Annotated in this window: 22 protein-coding genes; 17 read left to right on the plus strand and 5 right to left on the minus strand. The window is 62.1% G+C overall.

The features are described from left to right. Positions 1 to 112 precede the first annotated feature (112 nt). Together EPN80_RS19965 and EPN80_RS19970 are read left to right on the plus strand one after the other, a co-directional pair. Positions 113 to 547: an NfeD family protein gene (locus tag EPN80_RS19965; RefSeq protein ID WP_293031632.1), complete on the plus strand. Its 435-nt coding sequence runs from the start codon at positions 113 to 115 to the stop codon at positions 545 to 547. Positions 548 to 623: 76 nt separating this feature from the next. Continuing rightward, the gene (locus EPN80_RS19970; RefSeq protein WP_293031555.1) at positions 624 to 1,568 is read left to right on the plus strand and encodes an SPFH domain-containing protein; all 945 of its coding nucleotides are present in this window, start codon (positions 624 to 626) and stop codon (positions 1,566 to 1,568) included. Between the two features lie 56 nt (positions 1,569 to 1,624). On the opposite strand, the gene smpB is transcribed toward EPN80_RS19970, so the two are convergent. Then, a complete protein-coding gene (smpB, locus tag EPN80_RS19975; protein WP_293031558.1) occupies positions 1,625 to 2,071 on the minus strand; it encodes an SsrA-binding protein SmpB in 447 nt (148 codons plus the stop codon). Between the two features lie 122 nt (positions 2,072 to 2,193). Here smpB and EPN80_RS19980 point away from each other — a divergent pair, with 122 nt between their 5' ends. Continuing rightward, entirely contained in the window at positions 2,194 to 2,628 is a 435-nt protein-coding gene (locus tag EPN80_RS19980; RefSeq protein ID WP_293031562.1) for a type II toxin-antitoxin system RatA family toxin, read from the plus strand. Then, positions 2,618 to 2,947: an RnfH family protein gene (locus EPN80_RS19985; RefSeq protein WP_293031565.1), complete on the plus strand. Its 330-nt coding sequence runs from the start codon at positions 2,618 to 2,620 to the stop codon at positions 2,945 to 2,947. The genes EPN80_RS19980 and EPN80_RS19985 overlap by 11 nt, the downstream gene beginning before the upstream one ends. Positions 2,948 to 2,959: 12 nt before the next feature. Here EPN80_RS19985 and EPN80_RS19990 read toward each other — a convergent pair whose 3' ends face one another. Further along, complete coding sequence (locus tag EPN80_RS19990) at positions 2,960 to 3,892, minus strand: DMT family transporter (protein ID WP_293031567.1); 933 nt, start codon at positions 3,890 to 3,892, stop codon at positions 2,960 to 2,962. Positions 3,893 to 4,106: 214 nt separating this feature from the next. Here EPN80_RS19990 and guaB point away from each other — a divergent pair, with 214 nt between their 5' ends. From guaB to guaA, 3 genes are read left to right on the plus strand one after another with little or no spacing between them, the layout of a single operon-like run. Further along, positions 4,107 to 5,567, plus strand: a complete 1,461-nt coding sequence (guaB, locus tag EPN80_RS19995; RefSeq protein WP_293031570.1) for an IMP dehydrogenase — start codon at positions 4,107 to 4,109, stop codon at positions 5,565 to 5,567. Between the two features lie 6 nt (positions 5,568 to 5,573). Next, complete coding sequence (locus EPN80_RS20000; RefSeq protein WP_293031574.1) at positions 5,574 to 6,140, plus strand: hypothetical protein; 567 nt, start codon at positions 5,574 to 5,576, stop codon at positions 6,138 to 6,140. Beyond that, the gene (gene guaA / locus EPN80_RS20005; protein ID WP_293031577.1) at positions 6,115 to 7,698 is read left to right on the plus strand and encodes a glutamine-hydrolyzing GMP synthase; all 1,584 of its coding nucleotides are present in this window, start codon (positions 6,115 to 6,117) and stop codon (positions 7,696 to 7,698) included. Before EPN80_RS20000 ends, guaA begins: the two co-directional genes overlap by 26 nt. A gap of 101 nt (positions 7,699 to 7,799) precedes the next feature. On the opposite strand, the gene EPN80_RS21150 is transcribed toward guaA, so the two are convergent. The 3 genes from EPN80_RS21150 to EPN80_RS20015 form a co-directional block, all read right to left on the minus strand. After that, a complete protein-coding gene (locus tag EPN80_RS21150; protein WP_366469212.1) occupies positions 7,800 to 8,192 on the minus strand; it encodes an ESPR-type extended signal peptide-containing protein in 393 nt (130 codons plus the stop codon). Between the two features lie 78 nt (positions 8,193 to 8,270). Next, the gene (locus tag EPN80_RS20010; RefSeq protein WP_293031580.1) at positions 8,271 to 11,075 is read right to left on the minus strand and encodes an AMP-binding protein; all 2,805 of its coding nucleotides are present in this window, start codon (positions 11,073 to 11,075) and stop codon (positions 8,271 to 8,273) included. After that, positions 11,072 to 12,388: an erythromycin esterase family protein gene (locus tag EPN80_RS20015; protein WP_293031583.1), complete on the minus strand. Its 1,317-nt coding sequence runs from the start codon at positions 12,386 to 12,388 to the stop codon at positions 11,072 to 11,074. The genes EPN80_RS20010 and EPN80_RS20015 overlap by 4 nt, the downstream gene beginning before the upstream one ends. Positions 12,389 to 12,704: 316 nt before the next feature. Here EPN80_RS20015 and EPN80_RS20020 point away from each other — a divergent pair, with 316 nt between their 5' ends. The 10 genes from EPN80_RS20020 to EPN80_RS20065 all read left to right on the plus strand — a co-directional run bounded on the left by EPN80_RS20020 (position 12,705) and on the right by EPN80_RS20065 (position 19,956). Next, positions 12,705 to 13,493: a hypothetical protein gene (locus tag EPN80_RS20020; RefSeq protein ID WP_366469215.1), complete on the plus strand. Its 789-nt coding sequence runs from the start codon at positions 12,705 to 12,707 to the stop codon at positions 13,491 to 13,493. Between the two features lie 65 nt (positions 13,494 to 13,558). Then, complete coding sequence (locus tag EPN80_RS20025; RefSeq protein ID WP_293031586.1) at positions 13,559 to 13,891, plus strand: metalloregulator ArsR/SmtB family transcription factor; 333 nt, start codon at positions 13,559 to 13,561, stop codon at positions 13,889 to 13,891. Beyond that, positions 13,888 to 14,346, plus strand: a complete 459-nt coding sequence (locus tag EPN80_RS20030; RefSeq protein WP_293031589.1) for an ArsI/CadI family heavy metal resistance metalloenzyme — start codon at positions 13,888 to 13,890, stop codon at positions 14,344 to 14,346. The genes EPN80_RS20025 and EPN80_RS20030 overlap by 4 nt, the downstream gene beginning before the upstream one ends. Next, on the plus strand, positions 14,343 to 14,858 hold the full coding sequence (locus tag EPN80_RS20035; protein ID WP_293031592.1) for an arsenate reductase ArsC: 516 nt from the start codon (positions 14,343 to 14,345) through the stop codon (positions 14,856 to 14,858). Before EPN80_RS20030 ends, EPN80_RS20035 begins: the two co-directional genes overlap by 4 nt. Continuing rightward, complete coding sequence (gene arsB / locus EPN80_RS20040) at positions 14,851 to 15,918, plus strand: ACR3 family arsenite efflux transporter (protein WP_293031595.1); 1,068 nt, start codon at positions 14,851 to 14,853, stop codon at positions 15,916 to 15,918. The genes EPN80_RS20035 and arsB overlap by 8 nt, the downstream gene beginning before the upstream one ends. Beyond that, entirely contained in the window at positions 15,915 to 16,154 is a 240-nt protein-coding gene (locus EPN80_RS20045) for a hypothetical protein (RefSeq protein ID WP_293031598.1), read from the plus strand. Before arsB ends, EPN80_RS20045 begins: the two co-directional genes overlap by 4 nt. A gap of 33 nt (positions 16,155 to 16,187) precedes the next feature. Next, positions 16,188 to 16,595 carry a DnaJ family domain-containing protein gene (locus EPN80_RS20050; protein WP_293031601.1) on the plus strand — a complete coding sequence of 136 codons (408 nt, stop codon included), beginning with the start codon at positions 16,188 to 16,190 and terminating at the stop codon, positions 16,593 to 16,595. Beyond that, complete coding sequence (tadA, locus tag EPN80_RS20055; RefSeq protein WP_293031603.1) at positions 16,588 to 17,142, plus strand: tRNA adenosine(34) deaminase TadA; 555 nt, start codon at positions 16,588 to 16,590, stop codon at positions 17,140 to 17,142. The genes EPN80_RS20050 and tadA overlap by 8 nt, the downstream gene beginning before the upstream one ends. 1 nt (position 17,143) lies before the next feature. Further along, the gene (gene ldcA / locus EPN80_RS20060) at positions 17,144 to 18,085 is read left to right on the plus strand and encodes a muramoyltetrapeptide carboxypeptidase (RefSeq protein WP_293031606.1); all 942 of its coding nucleotides are present in this window, start codon (positions 17,144 to 17,146) and stop codon (positions 18,083 to 18,085) included. A 218-nt stretch (positions 18,086 to 18,303) separates the two neighbouring features. After that, positions 18,304 to 19,956: a methyl-accepting chemotaxis protein gene (locus EPN80_RS20065; RefSeq protein WP_293031609.1), complete on the plus strand. Its 1,653-nt coding sequence runs from the start codon at positions 18,304 to 18,306 to the stop codon at positions 19,954 to 19,956. The last annotated feature ends 155 nt before the right edge of the window (positions 19,957 to 20,111 follow it).

The following is a 20,111-nucleotide window of genomic DNA, read 5'->3' on the forward strand; positions in this document are numbered from 1 at the left end:
CGGCGCGGCGAGGTGCCGCGCCGTCAGTTGCGCGCCATTCCATGTTATAAACCCCGGTAGATGTTGCCGGGGTTTTTTATTGGCATCGTTGCCGGGGAGCGATGTGGTGGACATGATGCTGTTCTGGTTCGGACTGGCCGGCTTGGCGGTCGTCGCCGAGTTGATGACCGGCACGTTTTATCTGCTGATGATCGCGATCGGCTTCGTGGCTGGCGGGCTGGCCGCCATTGTCGGCATGAGCCATCCGGTGCAGGTCGTGCTGACTGCGGTGATCGCTGCCACAGCTGTCGCGCTGCTCCGGCGCAGCCGCTTCGGGCGGCGCCGCAAACTCGAAGCGGCGCGTGACCCGAATGTCAATCTCGATATCGGCCAGCGCCTGCGGGTCGAGGCGTGGCAGGCCGACGGTCGGGCGCGGGTCTCTTACCGAGGCGCAGATTGGGACGTTGAACTAGCCCCAGGGCAGGTAGCAGCAACCGGCTGGTTCGAGATACGCGAGGTGCGGGGCAGTCGCCTGATCGTCGCCGCAGTCGGTCAGCACAAGACTTGATCGCGGCGCGACGGGCCAGCGACGCGACACTCATTCAATTGCCGGCAACTGCCGGCCTCCATCGCCAGGGGGCAAGATGTTCGATATCAACAGCGTTGCGCTGATCATTTTTGTGATCGCAGTTCTGATTGTCGTCCGATCGGTCAAGATCGTGCCGCAACAACACGCCTGGGTCGTCGAGCGGCTCGGGCGGTATCACACCACCTTGACGCCGGGTTTGTCGATCGTTGTGCCGTTTATCGATCGTGTTGCCTACAAGCATGTCCTGAAGGAAATTCCGCTCGATGTGCCAAGTCAAGTGTGCATCACCAAGGACAATACGCAACTGCAGGTTGACGGGGTGCTGTATTTCCAGGTCACCGACGCAATGAAAGCCTCGTACGGCTCCAGCAATTTCGTCTCGGCGATCACGCAACTATCGCAAACCACCTTGCGCAGCGTCATTGGCAAAATGGAACTGGACAAGACCTTCGAGGAACGCACGCATATCAATCAAAGCGTCGTGGATTCGCTGGACGAAGCCGCGGCGAACTGGGGCGTCAAGGTGCTGCGCTATGAAATCAAGGATTTGACCCCGCCCAAGGAAATCCTGCATGCGATGCAGGCACAGATCACCGCCGAGCGCGAAAAGCGTGCATTGATCGCATCCTCCGAGGGTAAGCGTCAGGAGCAGATCAATCTGGCAAATGGCGCGCGCGAAGCGGCCATTCAAAAATCGGAAGGGGAGCGGCAGGCTTTTATCAACCGCGCTCAAGGCGAGGCCTCGGCAATCCTGGCGGTGGCCGAAGCCAATGCCCAGGCGATTCAAAAAATTGCCTATGCGATTCAGACCCAGGGCGGCATGGACGCAGTCAATCTTAAAGTGGCTGAACAGTACGTCGGCGCGTTCGGCAATTTGGCCAAGACAGGCAATACCCTGATTGTGCCCGGCAATCTGAGTGACATCAGCGGCATGGTCGCAGCAGCGCTCAAGATCGTTCGAGGCAGTGAGTCGGCTCCAGCTGACCCCGCCAAAGGCTAGTCGTTGGCGCGGCAATCGGTCCAATTGCCGCCGGACTGCCTGGTGGAGCGACTGGATCAGCGCGGGTTGCGCATCAGTCGTGCCTTCTCGCGCTCCCAGTCCCGCTTCTTCTCGGTCTCGCGCTTGTCGTGCAGCTTCTTGCCCTTGGCCAGGCCGATTTCGCATTTGACCAAGCCCTTGCTGTAGTGAAAGTTGAGCGGCACCAGCGTATAGCCGCGTTGCTCGACCTTGCCGATCAGGCGCCTGATTTCCTCGGAGTGCAACAGCAGCTTGCGGGTGCGTGTCGGATCCGGATGGATGTGCGTGGAGGCAGTGGGCAACGGACTGATGTGCGCGCCGATCAGGAACAACTCGCCGTCACGGATCACCACATAGCCTTCCTTGATCTGACCGCGCCCGGCGCGAATCGCCTTGACTTCCCACCCCTCGAGCGCCAATCCGGCTTCATAGCGTTCCTCGATGAAATAGTCGAAGAAGGCCTTTTTGTTGTCGATTATGCTCATTGAGGAAGACTTTACGTGAAGTGGCGCTAGGCTCGGGTAAAATTACAATTTTAACAAACAGTCTCGGCGGTGTGGCTTGGCGATGGCGCGCGGGCTACTGTCAAATCACGATCGCGAACGCAATGGCAGAAGTCATCAAAACTGTGCTGATCCAGCACTCGGCGGAGCAGATGTTCGATCTGGTAACCAATGTCGCCGATTATCCAAACTTCCTTCCATGGTGCGGCGGGGTCGAAATTCGTCATCAAGATGAAACTTCGATGGAAGCTTCAATCCGAATAGCGTTCAAGGGCTTGCATCAGCAATTCACGACGCGTAATCGCCATGATCGGCCCACCGCTATCGACATGGAGTTCGTCGACGGGCCGTTTAAGAAATTCTCCGGCGCCTGGCGCTTCACGCCGCTGCGCGAAAACGCCTGCAAAATCGAGTTCCGTCTGCACTACGAGTTTTCCAGCCTGCTGCTGGAAAAAGTGATCGGCCCCGTATTTAGCCACATCGCCAATACGTTTGTCGATTCTTTTGTCAAGCGGGCTGAGGTTGTCTATGCCCGATGAAGCGATACGTATCCAGGTCTGTTACGCCCAGCGCGATACGCAGACTCTGCTGGCGATGAACGTGCCGCCGGGGGCGACCATCGAGCAGGCGATTCGTTGCAGTGGCGTGCTTGAACGGCATCCCGAGATCAACCTCGAACAGCAGCGCGTCGGCATTTTTGGGCAACTCAAGCCACTCGATACGCCGGTCCAGGCTGGCGACCGCGTGGAAATCTACCGGCCCCTGAAGGCCGACCCCAAAGAGGCGCGCCAGCGTCGGGTGGCAAAAAAACGGGCGGAAGGCTCGCGCGAAGGGAACAAGTGGCAGGGTCGCCGCTGATGCGTCGCGCATTCAGGCATTGCGCGCGGGTGCGTGCAGACGCACCGACCAACTGACACCGGCCAGTAGCGAGACGATTGCGATCAGCTCCAGCGCGCGAGGCCAGCGCGCCTCGTAGAAAAAGCCATAGCAAAGGGCAAAAAACGTTTCGAACACGATCATCTGGCCCGAGAGCGTCAATGGAAGCCGCCGGCTCGCCGCATGCCAAAAGGCATTGCCGATAGTCGATGCGCCGATTGCCACGGTCGCGCATACCAGCCAGAAAAGCCGCCAGTCGCCGCCAATGGCTGGGTGAATTCCCATCAGGGGCGGCAAAAAGGCGGGTACGGCCAGCAACAATGCCTGCAGCCCCGTCACGACCCCCGTCAGCACCGACCACTCGTGGCTGCTGAAATGCCCGTTACGCGCCAGATAGCGAGCGTTTCCCACCGCGTACGAGGTCCAGCAGCTCAAGGCGCCAACCGCGCATACGATACCAAGCAGCTTGGTACCCCAGCCGTGGGTGCTCGAGCTCCCATGCATGAAGACGTCGAGATTCACGCTCAATATGCCTAGCCCCACCAGCAACAACGGCCAGGCCAGCTTGCGCAACGGCACAGCGCCGTGATCTCGGCTACCTATCAATGTCACCGTGACCGGCAGAACGCCGACGATCAGCGAGGCAGGCGCAATCCCTGCCCATTGCACCGCGCCCACGAGAAACAGGTAATAGACCGTATTGCCCGCCAGACTGAGCCAGAACAACGCGACCCAATCCGCGCGGGTCACCTTATGACGCAGGCGTGGCCATAGGGGCACCAGCAGGCAAAGTGAAATCACGCCATACAACAAATAGCGCGCGGCACTCAGTTCGAGCGCGGAGAAGGCCGACAGCAACTGTGGCGCGAGAAAGACCGAACCCCACAGCGCGCCCGCCGCCAGACCAAAAGCGATGCCTTGCCACATGATGTCGAAAGGGCCTGTGCAGGCCGTATCACCGGGAGCGAAAGAGGCGCAAGAATAGCATGGCCACAAATCGCCTTCTTGCGGTGTCCGGCGATCCTTTGCGCTAACCTGCAAGACGTGCCGGGTGGTGAGAAGGTGAGAAAATGCGCGCGACGGGCGATGCCGAAAAAAGGCGATTTCTGTATAATTCGCTTTTGCGCCTATAGGATTTGCCATGCGTCTGATCCAACAAGCACTCACCTTCGATGACGTGCTCCTCGTCCCGGCGTATTCCGCCGTTCTCCCGCGCGACACCAGCCTTAGAACCAAGCTCACGCGCAACATCACATTGAACATGCCGTTGCTGTCGGCCGCCATGGACACGGTGACCGAAGCCCGCCTGGCGATTGCTCTGGCGCAAGAGGGTGGCATCGGCATCATTCACAAGAATCTCAAGCCGGCCGAGCAGGCGCGCGAAGTCTCGCGGGTCAAGCGGTTCGAGTCGGGCGTACTGCGTGACCCGATCACCATCCCGCCGCACATGAAAGTGCGGGACGTGATCGCGCTGTCGCGCCAGCATGGCATCTCCGGATTCCCGGTGGTCGAGGGTGCCCAGCTGATCGGCATCGTCACCAACCGAGACCTGCGCTTTGAGAGCCGTCTCGACGAGCCGGTACGCGTCATCATGACGCCCAAGGAAAAACTCGTCACCATCAAGGAAGGCCGCCCGCTGGCGGAAGCCGAGCAGTTGATGCACCACCACCGGCTGGAGCGCGTGCTGGTCATCAACGATGCCTTCGAGTTGCGCGGCCTGGTGACGGTCAAAGACATCATGAAAGCGACCGAACACCCCGACGCCAGCAAGGACGAGCACGGCAAGCTGCGCGTGGGTGCTGCCGTCGGGGTGGGGCCTGAAAACGAAGAGCGCGTCGAACTGTTGGTCGCCGCCGGGGTTGACGTCATCGTCGTCGATACCGCGCATGGTCATAGCCAGGGCGTGCTCGATCGGGTGCAGTGGGTCAAGAAGCATTTCCCGCAAATCGAAGTGATCGGCGGCAATATCGCCACGGCCGACGCCGCACTCGCACTGGTCGAGCACGGTGCCGACGCCGTCAAGGTCGGCATTGGCCCTGGCTCGATCTGCACGACCCGGATCGTGGCAGGCGTCGGTGTTCCCCAGATTACCGCTATCGCCAACGTAGCGGAGGCGCTGAAAGAAACCGGCGTGCCGCTGGTGGCTGACGGCGGCATCCGTTATTCGGGCGATGTGGCCAAGGCACTCGCCGCGGGCGCCCATACCGTCATGATGGGCAGCATGTTCTCCGGCACCGAAGAAGCGCCTGGCGAAGTTTTCCTGTACCAGGGACGGTCCTACAAGAGCTACCGCGGCATGGGCTCGGTCGGCGCGATGAAGGACGGCGCCGCCGATCGCTATTTCCAGGATCCGGCCAACAATGCCGACAAACTGGTGCCCGAGGGTATCGAGGGACGTGTCGCCTATAAGGGCAGCGTGCTGGCCATAATCCATCAGCTGAATGGCGGCGTGCGCTCCTCGATGGGCTATTGCGGCTGTGCGACCATTGACGAATTGCACCGCAACGCGCAATTCGTCCAGATCACCGCTGCCGGGATGCGTGAATCGCACGTGCACGACGTGCAGATCATGAAGGAAGCGCCCAACTATCACGTGGAGTAACACCCAATGAAAGCAGTGTTGCGTACTGTCCTGTTCCTCGATGCGGTGTTGAATCTCGCGCTTGGCGTGCTGTTCCTCGCCTCGCCGTGGCAGCAGCTTTACGTATCGCTGCAGATTCCACAGGCCGATCCCGCGCTATATGGCCAACTGCTGGGCGTGCTGCTCGCCGGCATCGCGTGGCTGCAGTGGCATGCCACGATCAACGGACAACTGACCATTGCGGTGGCCCGCGTGTCTGGCCACGTCAACTGGATCAGCGGCGCGTTCATTCTTGCCTGGGTGCTTGCGCTCGGCCTGCACCCCAAGGGGGCAGGCATGGTGTTCCTGCCGGCACTTGCAGTGGTGTTGATCGTTTTCGCATTGTTCCTGATCAAGCTCTCGCATAACGTGCACGTCCGGGAAAAAGCACAAAGCGCCAAAAGCGACAAAGCCGCGGAATCCGCCAGTGTGCTCGGCAATCAGCGCACCGAACCGTATGCCGCCCCGGTGCCGCCGGTGGCCGCGCCGGGCATGTCCGCTACCGAATCCAAACCATCCGCCTCCCAAGATGCACGACAAAATCCTTATCCTTGACTTCGGCTCGCAAGTCACGCAACTGATCGCCCGGCGAGTTCGCGAGGCGCACGTCTACTGCGAAATTCATCCGAACGACGTTTCCGACGAGTTCATCCGCGATTTCGCGCCCAAGGCCATCATCCTCTCCGGCAGTCACGCCAGCACCTACGAAGCCCAGGATCTGCGTGCACCGCAGGCGGTTTGGGAGCTCGGCGTGCCTGTGCTCGGCATCTGCTACGGCATGTTTGCCATGACCGTGCAACTCGGCGGCCAGGTCGAGGCCAGCAATCATCGCGAGTTCGGCTATGCCGAAGTTCGGGCGCACGGCCACACGGCGCTGTTCGACGGCATCGAGGACTTCCGTACCGCCGAAGGCCACGGCATGCTCAAGGTGTGGATGAGTCATGGCGACAAAGTTACCCAGTTGCCGCCGGGTTTCAAATTGATGGCCTCGACGCCCAATTGCCCGATCGCGGGTATCGCCGACGAAGCCCGCAAGTACTACGCTGTGCAGTTCCATCCGGAGGTCACGCACACCATCAAGGGCCGGCAGATTCTGGAGCGCTTCGTGCTCGATATCGCCGCAGCCAGGCCGGACTGGATCATGCGCGATCACATCGAAGAAGCGGTGCGTAGCATCCGCGAGCAGGTCGGTGACGAGGAAGTCATCCTCGGCCTGTCCGGCGGCGTCGATTCAAGCGTCGCCGCGGCGCTGATCCACCGCGCCATCGGCGACCAACTCACGTGCGTGTTTGTCGATCACGGCCTGCTGCGCCTGAACGAAGCCAAGATGGTCATGGAGATGTTCGCCGGGCGACTGCACGCCAAGGTGATCCACGTCGATGCCTCGGAGCAGTTCCTGGGGCACCTGGCCGGCGTCACCGATCCGGAACAGAAGCGCAAGATCATTGGCCGCGAATTCGTCGAAATCTTCCAGGCCGAAGCCAAAAAACTCAGCAAGGCCAAATGGCTCGCGCAGGGCACCATCTACCCCGACGTCATCGAATCGGGCGGCGCCAAGACCAAAAAGGCCACCACCATCAAGAGCCACCACAACGTTGGCGGTCTGCCGGAAACGCTCGGGCTGAAACTGCTTGAGCCGCTGCGTGACCTGTTCAAGGACGAAGTGCGCGAACTCGGCGTGGCGCTCGGCCTGCCGCCCGACATGGTCTACCGCCACCCGTTCCCTGGCCCTGGGCTGGGCGTGCGCATCCTCGGCGAAGTCAAGCGCGACTACGCCGACCTGCTGCGTCGCGCCGACGCGATTTTCATCGAGGAATTGCGCGGCACGCTCGAAGAGAACAGCCAGAAGAGCTGGTACGACCTCACCAGCCAGGCCTTCGCGGTGTTCCTGCCGGTCAAGAGCGTCGGCGTCATGGGCGACGGCCGTACCTACGAATACGTCGTCGCGCTGCGTGCCGTGCAGACCCAGGACTTCATGACCGCGCACTGGGCCCATCTGCCGCACGAGCTGCTCGGCAAGGTGTCGAACCGCATCATCAACGAGGTACGCGGTATCAACCGTGTCGTGTACGACATCTCGGGCAAGCCGCCGGCGACAATCGAGTGGGAGTGATTTGACGTCCTTCGAGGACTATCGCCAGCTATCGAGAAACTGTCGTAACGTGTTGATGTAGAAGGAAATGCGTTGCGACAGCTATCGGCGGCTGCCGTTGGTCAGCCAGACAGGTAGCGCCCTGGCGATGGCCATACCTTTGTCGACATGCCGGATCGCCCAATGCCCGGCGCTTGAATGGCGGTAATAACGGCAGATGAAGACGTGCAACTCGCACGCGATCGATAGGCCGCCGCCGACGATGAATCGGATCGCAGGATAAGTTGAGTCTGGGTGATCAGGGCGACGAGCTTGCCTTGGGGTGTCGAAATTTTCGTTTGCCAGAGCATTGTGCGTCGTCCCTTATAAATGGGTGTGGTTTCACCGACGACGCATGTCCTAACTGGTGCGGCCCGAACGAAATTGGTTTTGCTTTCGACCGTCGCACTCTCTGCAACCGCCACCACCATCCCCCGCAGCCTGGAGTACACCAGGCAATAAGTATTCCGATTCATCCTCGTCGATGCGGCCCCGCCCGTGCGTTGGTAATGCGTCGCGCGCTTGCAGAAGCCCTTGGAATTCACCCGGAAAATTCAATAAACGCGAGTCCCATAGCCCGACATCGGCGGCTCGCCGCAACTGGCCAGGATGGCGCGATGTGCCGCGTCGCGCAGCCGCAGCGCGGCGGCGAAATCGTCGCCGTCGGGCATGATCGGCGCCAGTTGGGTCAGCGCTGCGCGCCCGCGATGGGGCAGCCAGTCGCCGTCGGGCAGTATCGATCGCACGCCGGCAAGTGCAATCGGCACGATTGGGCGCTGCGTGGCACAGGCGACCCGGAATGCGCCGAGCCGGAAGGTGCGCAGCCCCGCGGCTCTACCAAACGTGCCTTCCGGGAAAAAGAACAGCGTGTCGCCCTGGCGCGCTTGCGTGCTCAGCAGCGCCTGGGCCTGGAGGCTGCCCTGATAGTCCTCCCGCTCGACAAAGCGGGTGCCGATGCCACGCAGGAACGGGCCCGCGATCCGCTGCTGGGCAAGTTCGCGTTTTGCCACAAAATTGACGGACTCCGGCAATGCCGCGAGCAGTATCAAACCATCGAGATAACTCGTATGGTTGGCTACCATGATCGGCGGTTTGGTCGAGTTCGTTTGTGTGCTGAAGGCGGTCTCGAGACGTATGCCGACCATGCGCAGAAAAACGCGGCAGGCGTGCCCGGCGAGGCGCCAGTTGCGGCGCGTGTTGGATCGCGAGACCACCACGCACCATACCGGCAGCGCGAGCAGGATCAGAACCATCCAGCAGTAAATGCCATACAGCGAATGCGTGAACGCCTGCCAGCCACGCCGCAACGAGGGCGCGAGGCTGGCGCGCGCGAGACTCGCCATCTGTCGCCAGCGCGAGTGCACCTTCAACTGGCCGCCGCTGCGGCGAAATAGCTCGAAAGTCGCCGCGTGACGAATCTTGCCGCTGGACGTTTTCAGCACGCTGTGCGGGGGAACGAGCGATACCTGTTCGGCCGGCGCGTCGAGCAGCCTGAGCGTGGCGTCGTTGATCCGTGCGACGATCTGCGCGCGCCTGGACGGTTCGACTTCGGCGGTCTCCGCCAGAATCACCATGCGCTCCGTACCGCTGGCGGCATCGATGTCGCCACATACGGCAACGCCATGCGGCAGCACGCCCGGCACGCGCGCGATGGCCTCCTCGAGCTCGTACGGAAAGAAGTGGCGTCCGCCGCGAATGATCATGTCCTTGATTCGCCCCGTAATGAACAATTCGCCTTCGGCCAGATAGCCGAGATCGCCGGTATCGAGCCATCCCTGCCGAAACAGGCGCGCCGTTTGTGCGGGATTGCGGTAGTAGCCCGAGGTAGCCGAGGCGCCGCGAAATTCGATGCGCCCGATATGGCGCTCGGGCAGCACGTGCCCTCGTTCGCCGACCACGCGCAACTCGCTGCCGGGCAGCGCGTGGCCGCAGCCGACGATTTCGATGGCGGCCTCATCGGGTCGAGCCGGACGCGCCTGCTGCGTGAGCGCAAGCGCTTGCCGCTGGACGCGATCGATGCGCAACCCGCGCCTGGGCAGCGGAAAGGTCAGGCACACTGAGTTCTCGGCCAGACCGTAGACGGCGGTCAGCGCGTGTTCGTCGAATCCGCACGGCTTGAAGCGCGCGGCGAACGCGCGCATGGTGTCGGGGCTCACCGGTTCGGCGCCGCAAACCGCAAAACGCAGCGAAGACAAATCCAGATCGCGCAACTCGTCGTCCTTGAGGCGTCGCGCGCAGCGCTCATAGGCGAAGTTGGGTGCGGTGGTCATGGTGCCGCGGTACTGATCAATCAGTCGCAGCCAACTTGCCGGGCGCGCAAGAAATGTCATGGGTGAGGTCACCACGAGTGGCAAGCCGTAATACATCGGGGCAAACCAGGCGCCAATCAGTCCCATGTCGTGATATAGCGGTAACCAGCTCACGAGGACGTCGGTCACGGCGATATCGACGCGCTGCCCCATGCCGCGAATATTGGCCAGCAGATTGGCGTGAGTCAGCACGACCCCCTTGGGGTCTCCGGTGCTGCCTGAGGTGTATTGCAAAAATGCGGTGTCTTCGGCGCGGGGCGTGACGAGTACGCCGCCTGCGTCGCTCGCGATGGCCGCGGGTGTCAATACATGTCGAATCGTCGGTACGTTAAGGCGCAACAGCCGCGCCACGCCAACCACCTCCGGCGAGGCAATCAGCGCCTTGACGCCGGCATTGGCGAGCAGTGCAGTGTGGCGCCGCACGTGCTCTTCGAGTTGCGATGGCCGCGTTGGCGGATAGATCGGCACGGCGATGGCGCCGCACAACATGATGCCCATGAAGGAAATGAAATACTCGAAGCTGGTGGGCAACATAAGTGCCACCGTGTCGCCCGGGCCGATGCCAACGCCGCGCAAGCCAAACGCGATGCGCATGGCGTGCCGATGGAGTGTTTCGTAGGTGTATGCGGTGGCAGTCATCCCGTCCTCCACCAGGACGATGTGCGTGCGTGTCGGATGCCGCTCGGCATGCCAGCGCAACACGTCGACCAGCGTGCGGGCATCCCGGGGCGCGTCAATTTCGCCGGCGGGCACGAGCAGGGGTTGAGCGCCGGTGGGCGCCTGCGCGGCCTGCGTCGCGCCGGTCGCGATGGCGCGCAGCAGATCCGCCGGCGTCATGGCGGCGGCGAAGGTTTCGATCGGCAAATGGACCTGGCACGCCTGCTCGACCCGGCTCATCAACTCGGCGCGCGACAGGCTGTCGAGTCCGAGGTCCCGCTCGAAGTGGGTGTCCAGCGTGACTGAACCCGGCGCCAGCGGGCTGCCTTGCAGTTCTCCGGCGAGCGTTTCGACCGCAGCCAGGAGCCGGGTTTCGGTGTCCCCTAGGTTCATGGCGTTGCCATCGGCTCCTCGCGCTTGCGCCACTGGTGCGAGATCTCAAGCGGCTCCACGGCGCTGGTCTCGTCGAGATGAAAGACGGCATCGAACTGATCGGCCAGCGACGCTTCGAAATAGTGGCTTTGCCGCTCGCTTTGCGGCAGATAGATCACGCCGATGGCGCGCTCCAGCATCGGCTCGCGCAATCGTTCGGCCGGCTCCGCGGCCAGCGGGAGAAAGAAGCGATCGAGATGCGTGCTGTGAAACAGATATTCATAGCTGTCGTGCAATGCGGGCCGCACCCATTTGTGCTCGGTCTGGCCGTCCCACTCGGATGCGGCCGTCACGTGGCCGGTATACGTGCTGAAACCGACCAGCAAAACGTTTGTGCCGACCGCCTCGCGCATGAGTTGCCCGAGGTTCCATTCGCCTTGCCGGCGAGCTTCCGTGGCGCGTGCATCGCCCAGGTGAGAATTGTGGGCCCACACGACGACCCGTCCATGCCCGCCGCGCTGCGCGCGATAGTGCGCCAGCGCCGCCAGGGTGCGGCACATATGGGCGTCGCGCAAATTCCAGGTATTGACCCGCCGGCCGAACATCGCGCGATAGTAGTTTTCCGCATGCACGACGACTTCGGCGTTGCGCTCGGCGAAGAAGTGTGCATCGAAGGCGGCAAGATCCTGGTGCGGCAAAGCGGCGAATGTCTCGGTGCGCAATTGCGTCAATTGCGCGACGACTTCCTTGCTGGCATCGGGGCGCGCGCCGAATGCCGCAGCGTAGCCATAAGCTTGTGGTTCGCGAACATGGTCCAGCGCGGCATAGCGCTGGCGCGCAACGGCTGCCTGCTCCGGATCGACCTGTTCCAGGTAGCGGATCACCGCGTCGGCGGAGCGGTACATGCTGTACAGATCGAGCCCATAGACACCAACGCGCTGCTCGGCTGATTTTTCCGTGTTGTACGCGCGCAGCCAAGTGATGAAGTCGCGCATTTCGCGATTGCGCCACATCCACGTCGGGAAGCGCTCGAAATCGCCCAGCGCCGTGGTGGCGTCGTCGTTGCCGTCGCCTTGCACGAAGCGGTTGACACGCCATGTGTCGGGCCAGTCCCCCTCGATGGCCAGCGCATCGAATCCGCCTTCGACAATCAGGCGACGGGTGATCGCTGCGCGCATCCGGTAAAAATCCTGAGTGCCGTGCGTGGCCTCGCCCAGCAGAACGAATTGTCGATTGCGGGTCATATCCAGTAATTCATCGTAGTCTTCATCGCGATCGTCAAGCCGGCGCGCGTACTCGCGCACTGCGACAAAAGGCGTGGTGGGCGTATGCATGGCGAGCCTCCAGGGGCGAGGGCATCGATCGGCGAGCCACTCGTTGCCGGGTCAGGCTATGCTGTCCGCGACGGCCGATGATTGATTTCGGACAAGGGTTGGCGGGATTTCGGCAATGCCGGTACGTGGGCGTGTTATGCGAGTGCGGATGCACCATTCGATTGAGCCGGCGCGGTGGTGATCTACGTCAACCACCGGCGGGATCGAATCATCCATCCTAGAATCAATATAGATATGGCGCGGTCCCTGGCGAGCCGCTGTCTTGCTTGCTCTGCAACTGGAGCGAAGTGAGCCAGGGCTGCTTTCTTCCTGACCCATGAAAATTTCGAACAACCACTTCGTAAAACTTGCCGCACTCTGGTGGCTGGTGTTGGCCCTTGCGCCCGCACCGACATTCGCCCAAACGCCCGATGCGCTGGCACAAGCCTACACGCACGAAGTCAGGCGTCGTCTGGCAGTGCCGCCTGCGACCCGGGCCGCGTATGGGACGTTTCTGCAGCACGCGCTGGATCGTGCCGGTTTGCATGATCTTGCGGGCGAATATGTCGTGATGGTCGACCGTGCCCCCAAGATACAGGCGATTTTTGTGTTTTACCGTGGAGGGCCGGATGCGGCGTGGGAACTGATCGGCGCGTCCCCCGTATCCACCGGCTTGCCTGGAACTTACGATCATTTCCTGACGCCGCTGGGGGTGTTTCGTCACACCCCGGACAATATGGATTTTCGCGCCGAGGGGACTTTCAACGAAAACGGCATTCGAGGTTACGGCGTGCGCGGCATGCGTGTCTTCGATTTCGGCTGGGTCGACGGCGAACGTGGCTGGGGAGAGGGCGGCACCAGCGCAATGCGACTGCAAATGCACGCGACCGATCCGGATCGGCTGGCTCAGCGTCTGGGCCACCCGGCTTCCAAGGGCTGCATCCGTATCCCCGCGAGCCTGAACCGGTTTCTCGATCACTATGGCATTCTCGATGCCGACTACAATGCGCTGCTGGCCGCCGGCGACAGGCTATGGGTGCTGGAGCAGGACCATGTGTCGAGCCTTTATGCCGGCAGATATCTCGTCATTATCGATTCCGAGCGCGATAGCCTGACGGCGGAGTGACGGCAGGACAATTCAATATTTCAATAATACTTGAAATATTGAATTGATGAGGCTATGCTCTCGTCATGGATCAAAATCTCGTTGTTCGCGCGCTGAGCGCGCTGGCCCACGAATCGCGCCTGGCGATTTTTCGGGCCCTGGTGGTAGCCGGCCCCAGCGGGCTGTCGGCTGGCGAAATTTCGCAACAGTTGGGCTTGACGCCATCGAGCCTGTCTTTTCATTTGAAAGATCTGTCGCATGCCGAATTGGTGAGGGCCCGGCAGGACGGTCGTTTTATTTTTTACTCGGCCAATTTCGATGCGATGAACGGTCTGGTCGGTTTTCTCACCCAGAACTGCTGTGCCGGCGCGGCATGCGCTGCCAGCGAGTCTTCTTTTTGCTGTGGAGATCAAGCATGAAGCGCATGCATATCCATGTGTCTGTCCAGAATCTGGACGAGAGCATCCGGTTTTATCGCGCGATGTTCGGCAATGCCGAGCCGACGGTGCGCAAGAGCGACTACTGCAAGTGGGAACTGGACGACCCAGCCGTCAATTTCGCGATTTCCCAGCGAGGAGCAAAGCCGGGTGTCGATCATGTCGGCATCCAGGTCCAGACCGAGGCGGAGCTGGCCGAGATGAACGCCCGCTTTGCCGCGGCAGACCTGCCGGTCGAGGCTCAAAGCGGCACCACATGCTGCTACGCGAAGTCCGACAAGGCATGGACAGTCGACCCGCAGGGCGTGGCCTGGGAGACCTTCCTGACGCTGGAGAGTGCGCCGACTTTCGGACAGGCGCGAGATGCCGGCGAGCCCGCGTCGGCCGCATGCTGCACGCCGAGCGCGTCGACCATCGCATTTCGGAGCCGCACGTGAGCGACAAACCTTATTCGGTACTGATTCTCTGCACCGGTAACAGCGCGCGCAGCATCATGGCCGAGGCGTTGTTCAATGTGCTTGGCAAAGGGCGCTTTCGCGCCTACAGCGCGGGCAGCCATCCTAGTGGCGCCGTGAATCGGTACGCCCTCGAACTGTGCGACTCATTGGGATACGACACGTCTCAATTGCGCAGTAAAAGCTGGGATGAGTTTGGCGCGCCAGACGCGCCTCAAATGGACTTCGTCATCACGGTGTGTGATCAGGCCGCCGGGGAGGTCTGCCCGATCTGGCCGGGGCATCCGCTGAGTGCACACTGGGGCTTCGAGGATCCGGCTGCATTTCAAGGCAGCGAGGAAGAGACGCGCAAGGTATTTCACCGGGTATATCGGCAAATCCTCAACCGGGTGAGCCAGTTCGTCAATCTGCCGCTGCATTTGCTCGATCGCAGCGCCATCCAGCATGAGATGCGCGAGATCGGCGCACGGTCGGCCGAGGCTTCGCATGAGTAATTCGGAGCAATTGCAACTCGGCACGCGCCCGGCGATCGGCTTCTTCGAGCGATACCTGACGGTGTGGGTGGCGCTGTGCATTGTGGCGGGCATCGCGCTGGGCCAAATCGCACCTGGGATTTTCCAGGCCATCGGGCGCATGCAGGTCGAGCAAGTCAATCTGCCGGTGGGTGTGCTGATCTGGGTGATGATCATTCCGATGCTCATCAAGATCGATTTCACCACGATGACGCAAGTGGGGCGGCAATGGCGCGGCATTGGCGTCACGCTGTTCGTCAACTGGCTGGTCAAGCCGTTCTCGATGGCGCTGCTTGGCTGGATCTTCGTGCGCCATGTTTTTGCCGCCTGGTTGCCGGCCGGCCAACTCGACAGCTATATTGCCGGGCTCATTCTGCTGGCGGCCGCGCCATGCACGGCCATGGTGTTCGTCTGGTCGCAACTGTGCAAGGGTGATCCTTATTTCACGCTGTCGCAGGTGGCGCTCAACGATTCGATCATGATTGTCGCCTTCGCACCGCTGGTTGCGCTGTTGCTCGGCTTGTCCGCCATCACGGTACCCTGGGACACGCTCATTGCATCGGTCGGCCTGTATATCGTCGTGCCGGTGATTCTCGCGCAGGCGATGCGTCGCGTGCTGCTGGCCAAGGGCGAGGCCAATTTCCAGCATGTCGTGTCGAGACTCGGGCCGTATTCGATCGCGGCGTTGCTGGCCATGCTGGTGCTGCTGTTTGCGTTTCAGGGCCAGGCTATTCTCGAGGCGCCGCTGGTGATTGCCATGCTCGCTGTGCCGATCCTGATCCAGGTCTTTTTCAATGCCGGCCTGGCTTATTGGCTCAACCGCAAGCTCGGTGTGGCCCATTGCGTGGCCGGACCGTCGAGCCTGATCGGTGCGAGCAACTTCTTCGAGTTGGCGGTGGCCACCGCCATCAGCCTGTTCGGGTTTCACTCCGGTGCGGCGTTGGCCACCGTGGTCGGCGTGCTGATCGAGGTGCCTGTGATGCTGCTGGTGGTGGGCGTGGTCAAGCGCTCGCAACACTGGTACGAGCTCAAGCACGATTGAATCGTCCGTCTCGGCGCTCGACCGGCCCCAATGGCATTTTCACCCTGGGACTGGCGGCGAGCCTGTTGCCACTGCAAGTGCCGAGCTATGAAGTCTCGTTGCTCTGGAACGCACCCAACGCGCAGGACCCAGGCATGGCGTGGCTTGCCTCGGAGTTTGCCACGGCATTCGGCAAGACGGAGCGGCGTTCAGAGCCAGGACTGCCGCGTCCTGCTTATGCGAAAATAACCGCTTGAAGGGCCGAGCGGCCCGATTTGGGATTTCCCGCGATGGCAATATTCGACGCGATTATCGAAGAGCGGATCGCCGAGGCTTATCGGCGCGGCGAGTTTGACGGCTTGCCCGGTGCCGGGCGCCCTCAGGCGCTGGACGACGACCTGCTGGTGCCGCAGGAGCGTCGCGCCGCTTATCGCGTGCTCAAAAACGCCGGCTTTGTACCGCCTGAAATCCTGCAGTTGCGCGAACTGCGTGAGGTCGAAACTCAATTGGCACAGACTTTCGACAAGCCGTCGCTGGTGCGCCTGCAGGCGCGTTGGCACGCCCTCAACGCCGCGCTCGAGGCTACGCTTGGCCGCTCATTGCAGGTCCCCGGGACTTATCGACTGGCCGTCGCCGAGCGTCTGGCAGGTATGCCGGGCCCAACTTCTTCCTCGTCCGATCCCACTGCCCATGACTGATACAGCCGTCTCCGGTAACGACGCGGCGTTCATGACTGCCGCGCTCGAGCAGGCGCGCCTAGCCATGGCGCATGGCGAGGTACCGGTGGGGGCGGTGGTGGTGCACGAGGGCCGCATCGTCGCGGCCGGTTACAACTGCCCGATCGGCGGTCACGACCCATCCGCGCACGCCGAGATGCAGGCGTTGCGGGCTGCCGCGCAGGCGTTGGGTAACTACCGGCTGCCGTCGTGCGAACTCTACGTCACGCTGGAGCCGTGCGTGATGTGCGCCGGGGCGATCATGCATTCGCGCATCGCGCGGGTGGTGTTTGGCGCGCCCGACCCCAAGACCGGAGCGTGCGGCAGCGTGGTTGATCTGTTTGCCGAGACACGCCTGAATCACCACGCGGCGGTGCTCGGCGGCGTGCAGGAAGCGGCCTGTGCCCAACTGCTGCAAAGCTTCTTCGCACAACGGCGCGCCATGGCCCGAGAACGGCGGCGACAGGCCGCTCACAGCGCGGCTGACGCGGCCGCACCCGTCAATACACTACCCCACGGAGCCGTCTAACGTGCCGAAGTCCCGTGTCGTTGAATTGATCGCGCCATCGGGGTATCCCCCCGATGCGGCGGCGGTCGGCCGTGGCATCGGCCGGCTCGAGCAGGCCGGTTGCGTGGTCACCAATATCGCGGCGACCGAGCGCCGTCACCAGCGCTTTGCGGGCACGCCTGCGCAGCGCGCGGCCGAGATCAACCGGCTGGCAGAGGCGGGGCATGCGTTGCCCGACATTGCACTGGCCGTGCGCGGCGGGTACGGTGCCGTGCACGTTTTGCCGGGGCTCGACTATGCCGCGCTGCGGCGGCGCCTGGGCGAGGCTCCCATGGTACTGGTGGGGCACAGCGATTTCACGGCGTTGCAGATGGCGTTATGGCAGCGAGCCGGCCTGACGACGTTCGGCGGACCGATGCTGGCGTACGATTTCGGCGCGCCCACCCCCAGTGAATTCACCATGATGCATTTCTGGCGCACCGTCACTTCGCCGACGGTGACGGTGTCGTGGACCGCCAGGTCCGACGATGCTTCGATGACAAACATCGCCGAAGAGGGGATCTTGTGGGGCGGCAACCTGGCAATGCTGTGCAGTCTGCTTGGCACCCCTTACTTTCCCGACATCGCCGGCGGCATTCTGTTCGTCGAAGACATCAACGAACACCCGTTCCGGATCGAGCGGATGCTGCTCCAGTTGCACCTGGCCGGCGTGCTGGGGCGCCAGCGGGCACTCGTGCTGGGCGATTTCTCGGGTTTTCGCCTGACCGATTACGACAATGGCTATGATTTGAACGCGATGCTCGCGCATCTGCGGTCGGTCGTTGGCATCCCGATCGTGACCGGTTTGCCGTTCGGTCATTGCGAGAACAAGCTGACGCTGCCATTTGGCGGTCTGGCCCGCCTGCAGACGCTCGGCGATCAGGCGAGCTTGACGTTGAGCCAATACCCGCATTTGCCGTCGTGACATGCGCGCATGCCGGCAGCGGCGTCTTTTGTCCGGAATGGCTCGGGAATCGTCAAAAAAACTTTGAATTTTGAAATTCGGGACGATCCAGCCTGATTTTTATTGCGGTTGGCCATTAAGTTGGAGCGATTCACTGCCGATAAGGAAGTAAGTGGGATACCCGATTGAGCGCATACCGGGCTGTTGCCGGATCCCACGCTTTCCTGGAGACCAAAGCAGTGACCGCCATTCACAAAAATCTCACGATCCGCGCCAGCCTTACGCTCGTTATCAGCTTGTTCGTCGTACTGCTGATTGTTGCGAGCGTTCTGGGCATGACGTCCCTGAAGTCCAGCAATGACTCTCTCAGGTCGATTTATGCGGTCGACACGCCGACGCTGACCGAAATCAGAAACAGCTCCGAGGAGTTGCAGCGCATGCGGCAGGCATTGGCGACGATGTCGTCCTACCTGTCGGCTGGCAATACCGCCGAACTGGGCGCTGTCATGAAGCGTTATGACGGTTACCGCACGGTCTCCGACAAGCTGTGGCAGCAATATATGAACCGCCCCAAACTGAACGCGCAGGAAGAGACGCTCGCCAAGCAGGCCGATGTCACTCGAACCCATTTCGTCAATGACATCCTGGCGCCGACAGCAGGGGCGCTCAAGTCGGGTGATCTGTCGACCTTCAATGGTTTGCAGGCATCGTCGGCGCCGCCTGTGTGGGCCAAATTCACCAAAACGCTGAATGCGCTTCAGGCGATTCACGTGGCCCATCAGAAAGCGCTCTATGAATCGGCGCAGCACACCTTCATGTTGATGCGCGCGGTTCTCGGGGGCGCGGTCGCCCTGGCGCTGCTGGTGGGTGTCTTTGCCCGCCAGGCGCTGATCGGCGCGATCGTCAAGCCGGTGAATCAGGCTGTCTCCTACTTCGACAAAATTGCCGGCGGTGATCTGAGCACGACCATCGCCGTGTCGGGCAAGAATGAAATGAGCAATCTGCTGGCCGGGCTCAAGCGCATGCAGGAGGCGCTGGTCAGAACAGTGCGGGTGGTGCGCGATAGCAGCGAGGCGATCAGCAGCGGTGCCGGCGAAATCGCCAACGGCAATGCCGACCTGTCTTCGCGCACCGAGGAACAGGCTTCGTCGCTGGAGGAAACGGCGGCCAGCATGGAGCAGTTGACCTCGGCGGTCAAGCAGAACGCGGACAACGCCAAGCAGGCCAGCCAACTGGCTGTCACGGCGTCCGAAACCGCCGCGCGCGGCGGCGCGGTGGTGGGGCAGGTGGTTGAAACCATGCAGGGCATCACCGAAAGCTCGAACAAGGTCACCGACATCCTTTCGGTGATCGACGGCATTGCGTTCCAGACCAATATTCTGGCACTCAACGCCGCGGTCGAGGCGGCACGGGCCGGCGAGCAGGGGCGGGGTTTTGCCGTGGTCGCCGGCGAAGTGCGCACGCTGGCACAGCGCAGCGCCGCCGCGGCCAAGGAAATCAAGGGCTTGATCGACGATTCGGCGCAGCGCGTGCAGGCTGGCTCGGCATTGGTCGCGCGGGCGGGGCAGACCATGGAGGAGATCGTCAAGTCGATCACCAAGGTGACCGACATCATGGGTGAGATTTCCGCCGCGTCGACTGAGCAAAGCACCGGCATCGAAGAGGTCAATCGCGCTGTCACGCAGATGGATGAGATGACGCAGCAAAATGCTGCGCTGGTCGAAGAGGCTGCCGCCGCGGCCGGCTCGCTCGAGGAGCAGGCCCGGCATTTGCGCAATGCGGTCGCGGTGTTCCGCCTGAGCGGCGCGGATGCGTTGGCGCCGGCCGAAGCCGCGGCAACCCCGATGCTCGAATATCCGTCGCCGGAGCCCGCGCTGGCCCGCGCCGCCTGAGATTTCCACTCCCGTCACGCCGCATCATCGTTTCGCCCTGGCCCCTCTGGCCAGGGCGGTGCGCACGCGCTCTCTGCGGCATTTCCCCGCCTTTAGTCTCTCTATCCTGCTAGCGCCGTAACGCAATCGCGCCGCCCGAGCGTCGCGTCGCGCCG

Origin of the sequence: Pandoraea sp. (genome assembly GCF_004297875.1) — a bacterium.
In the GTDB taxonomy this organism is placed as follows: domain Bacteria; phylum Pseudomonadota; class Gammaproteobacteria; order Burkholderiales; family Burkholderiaceae; genus Pandoraea.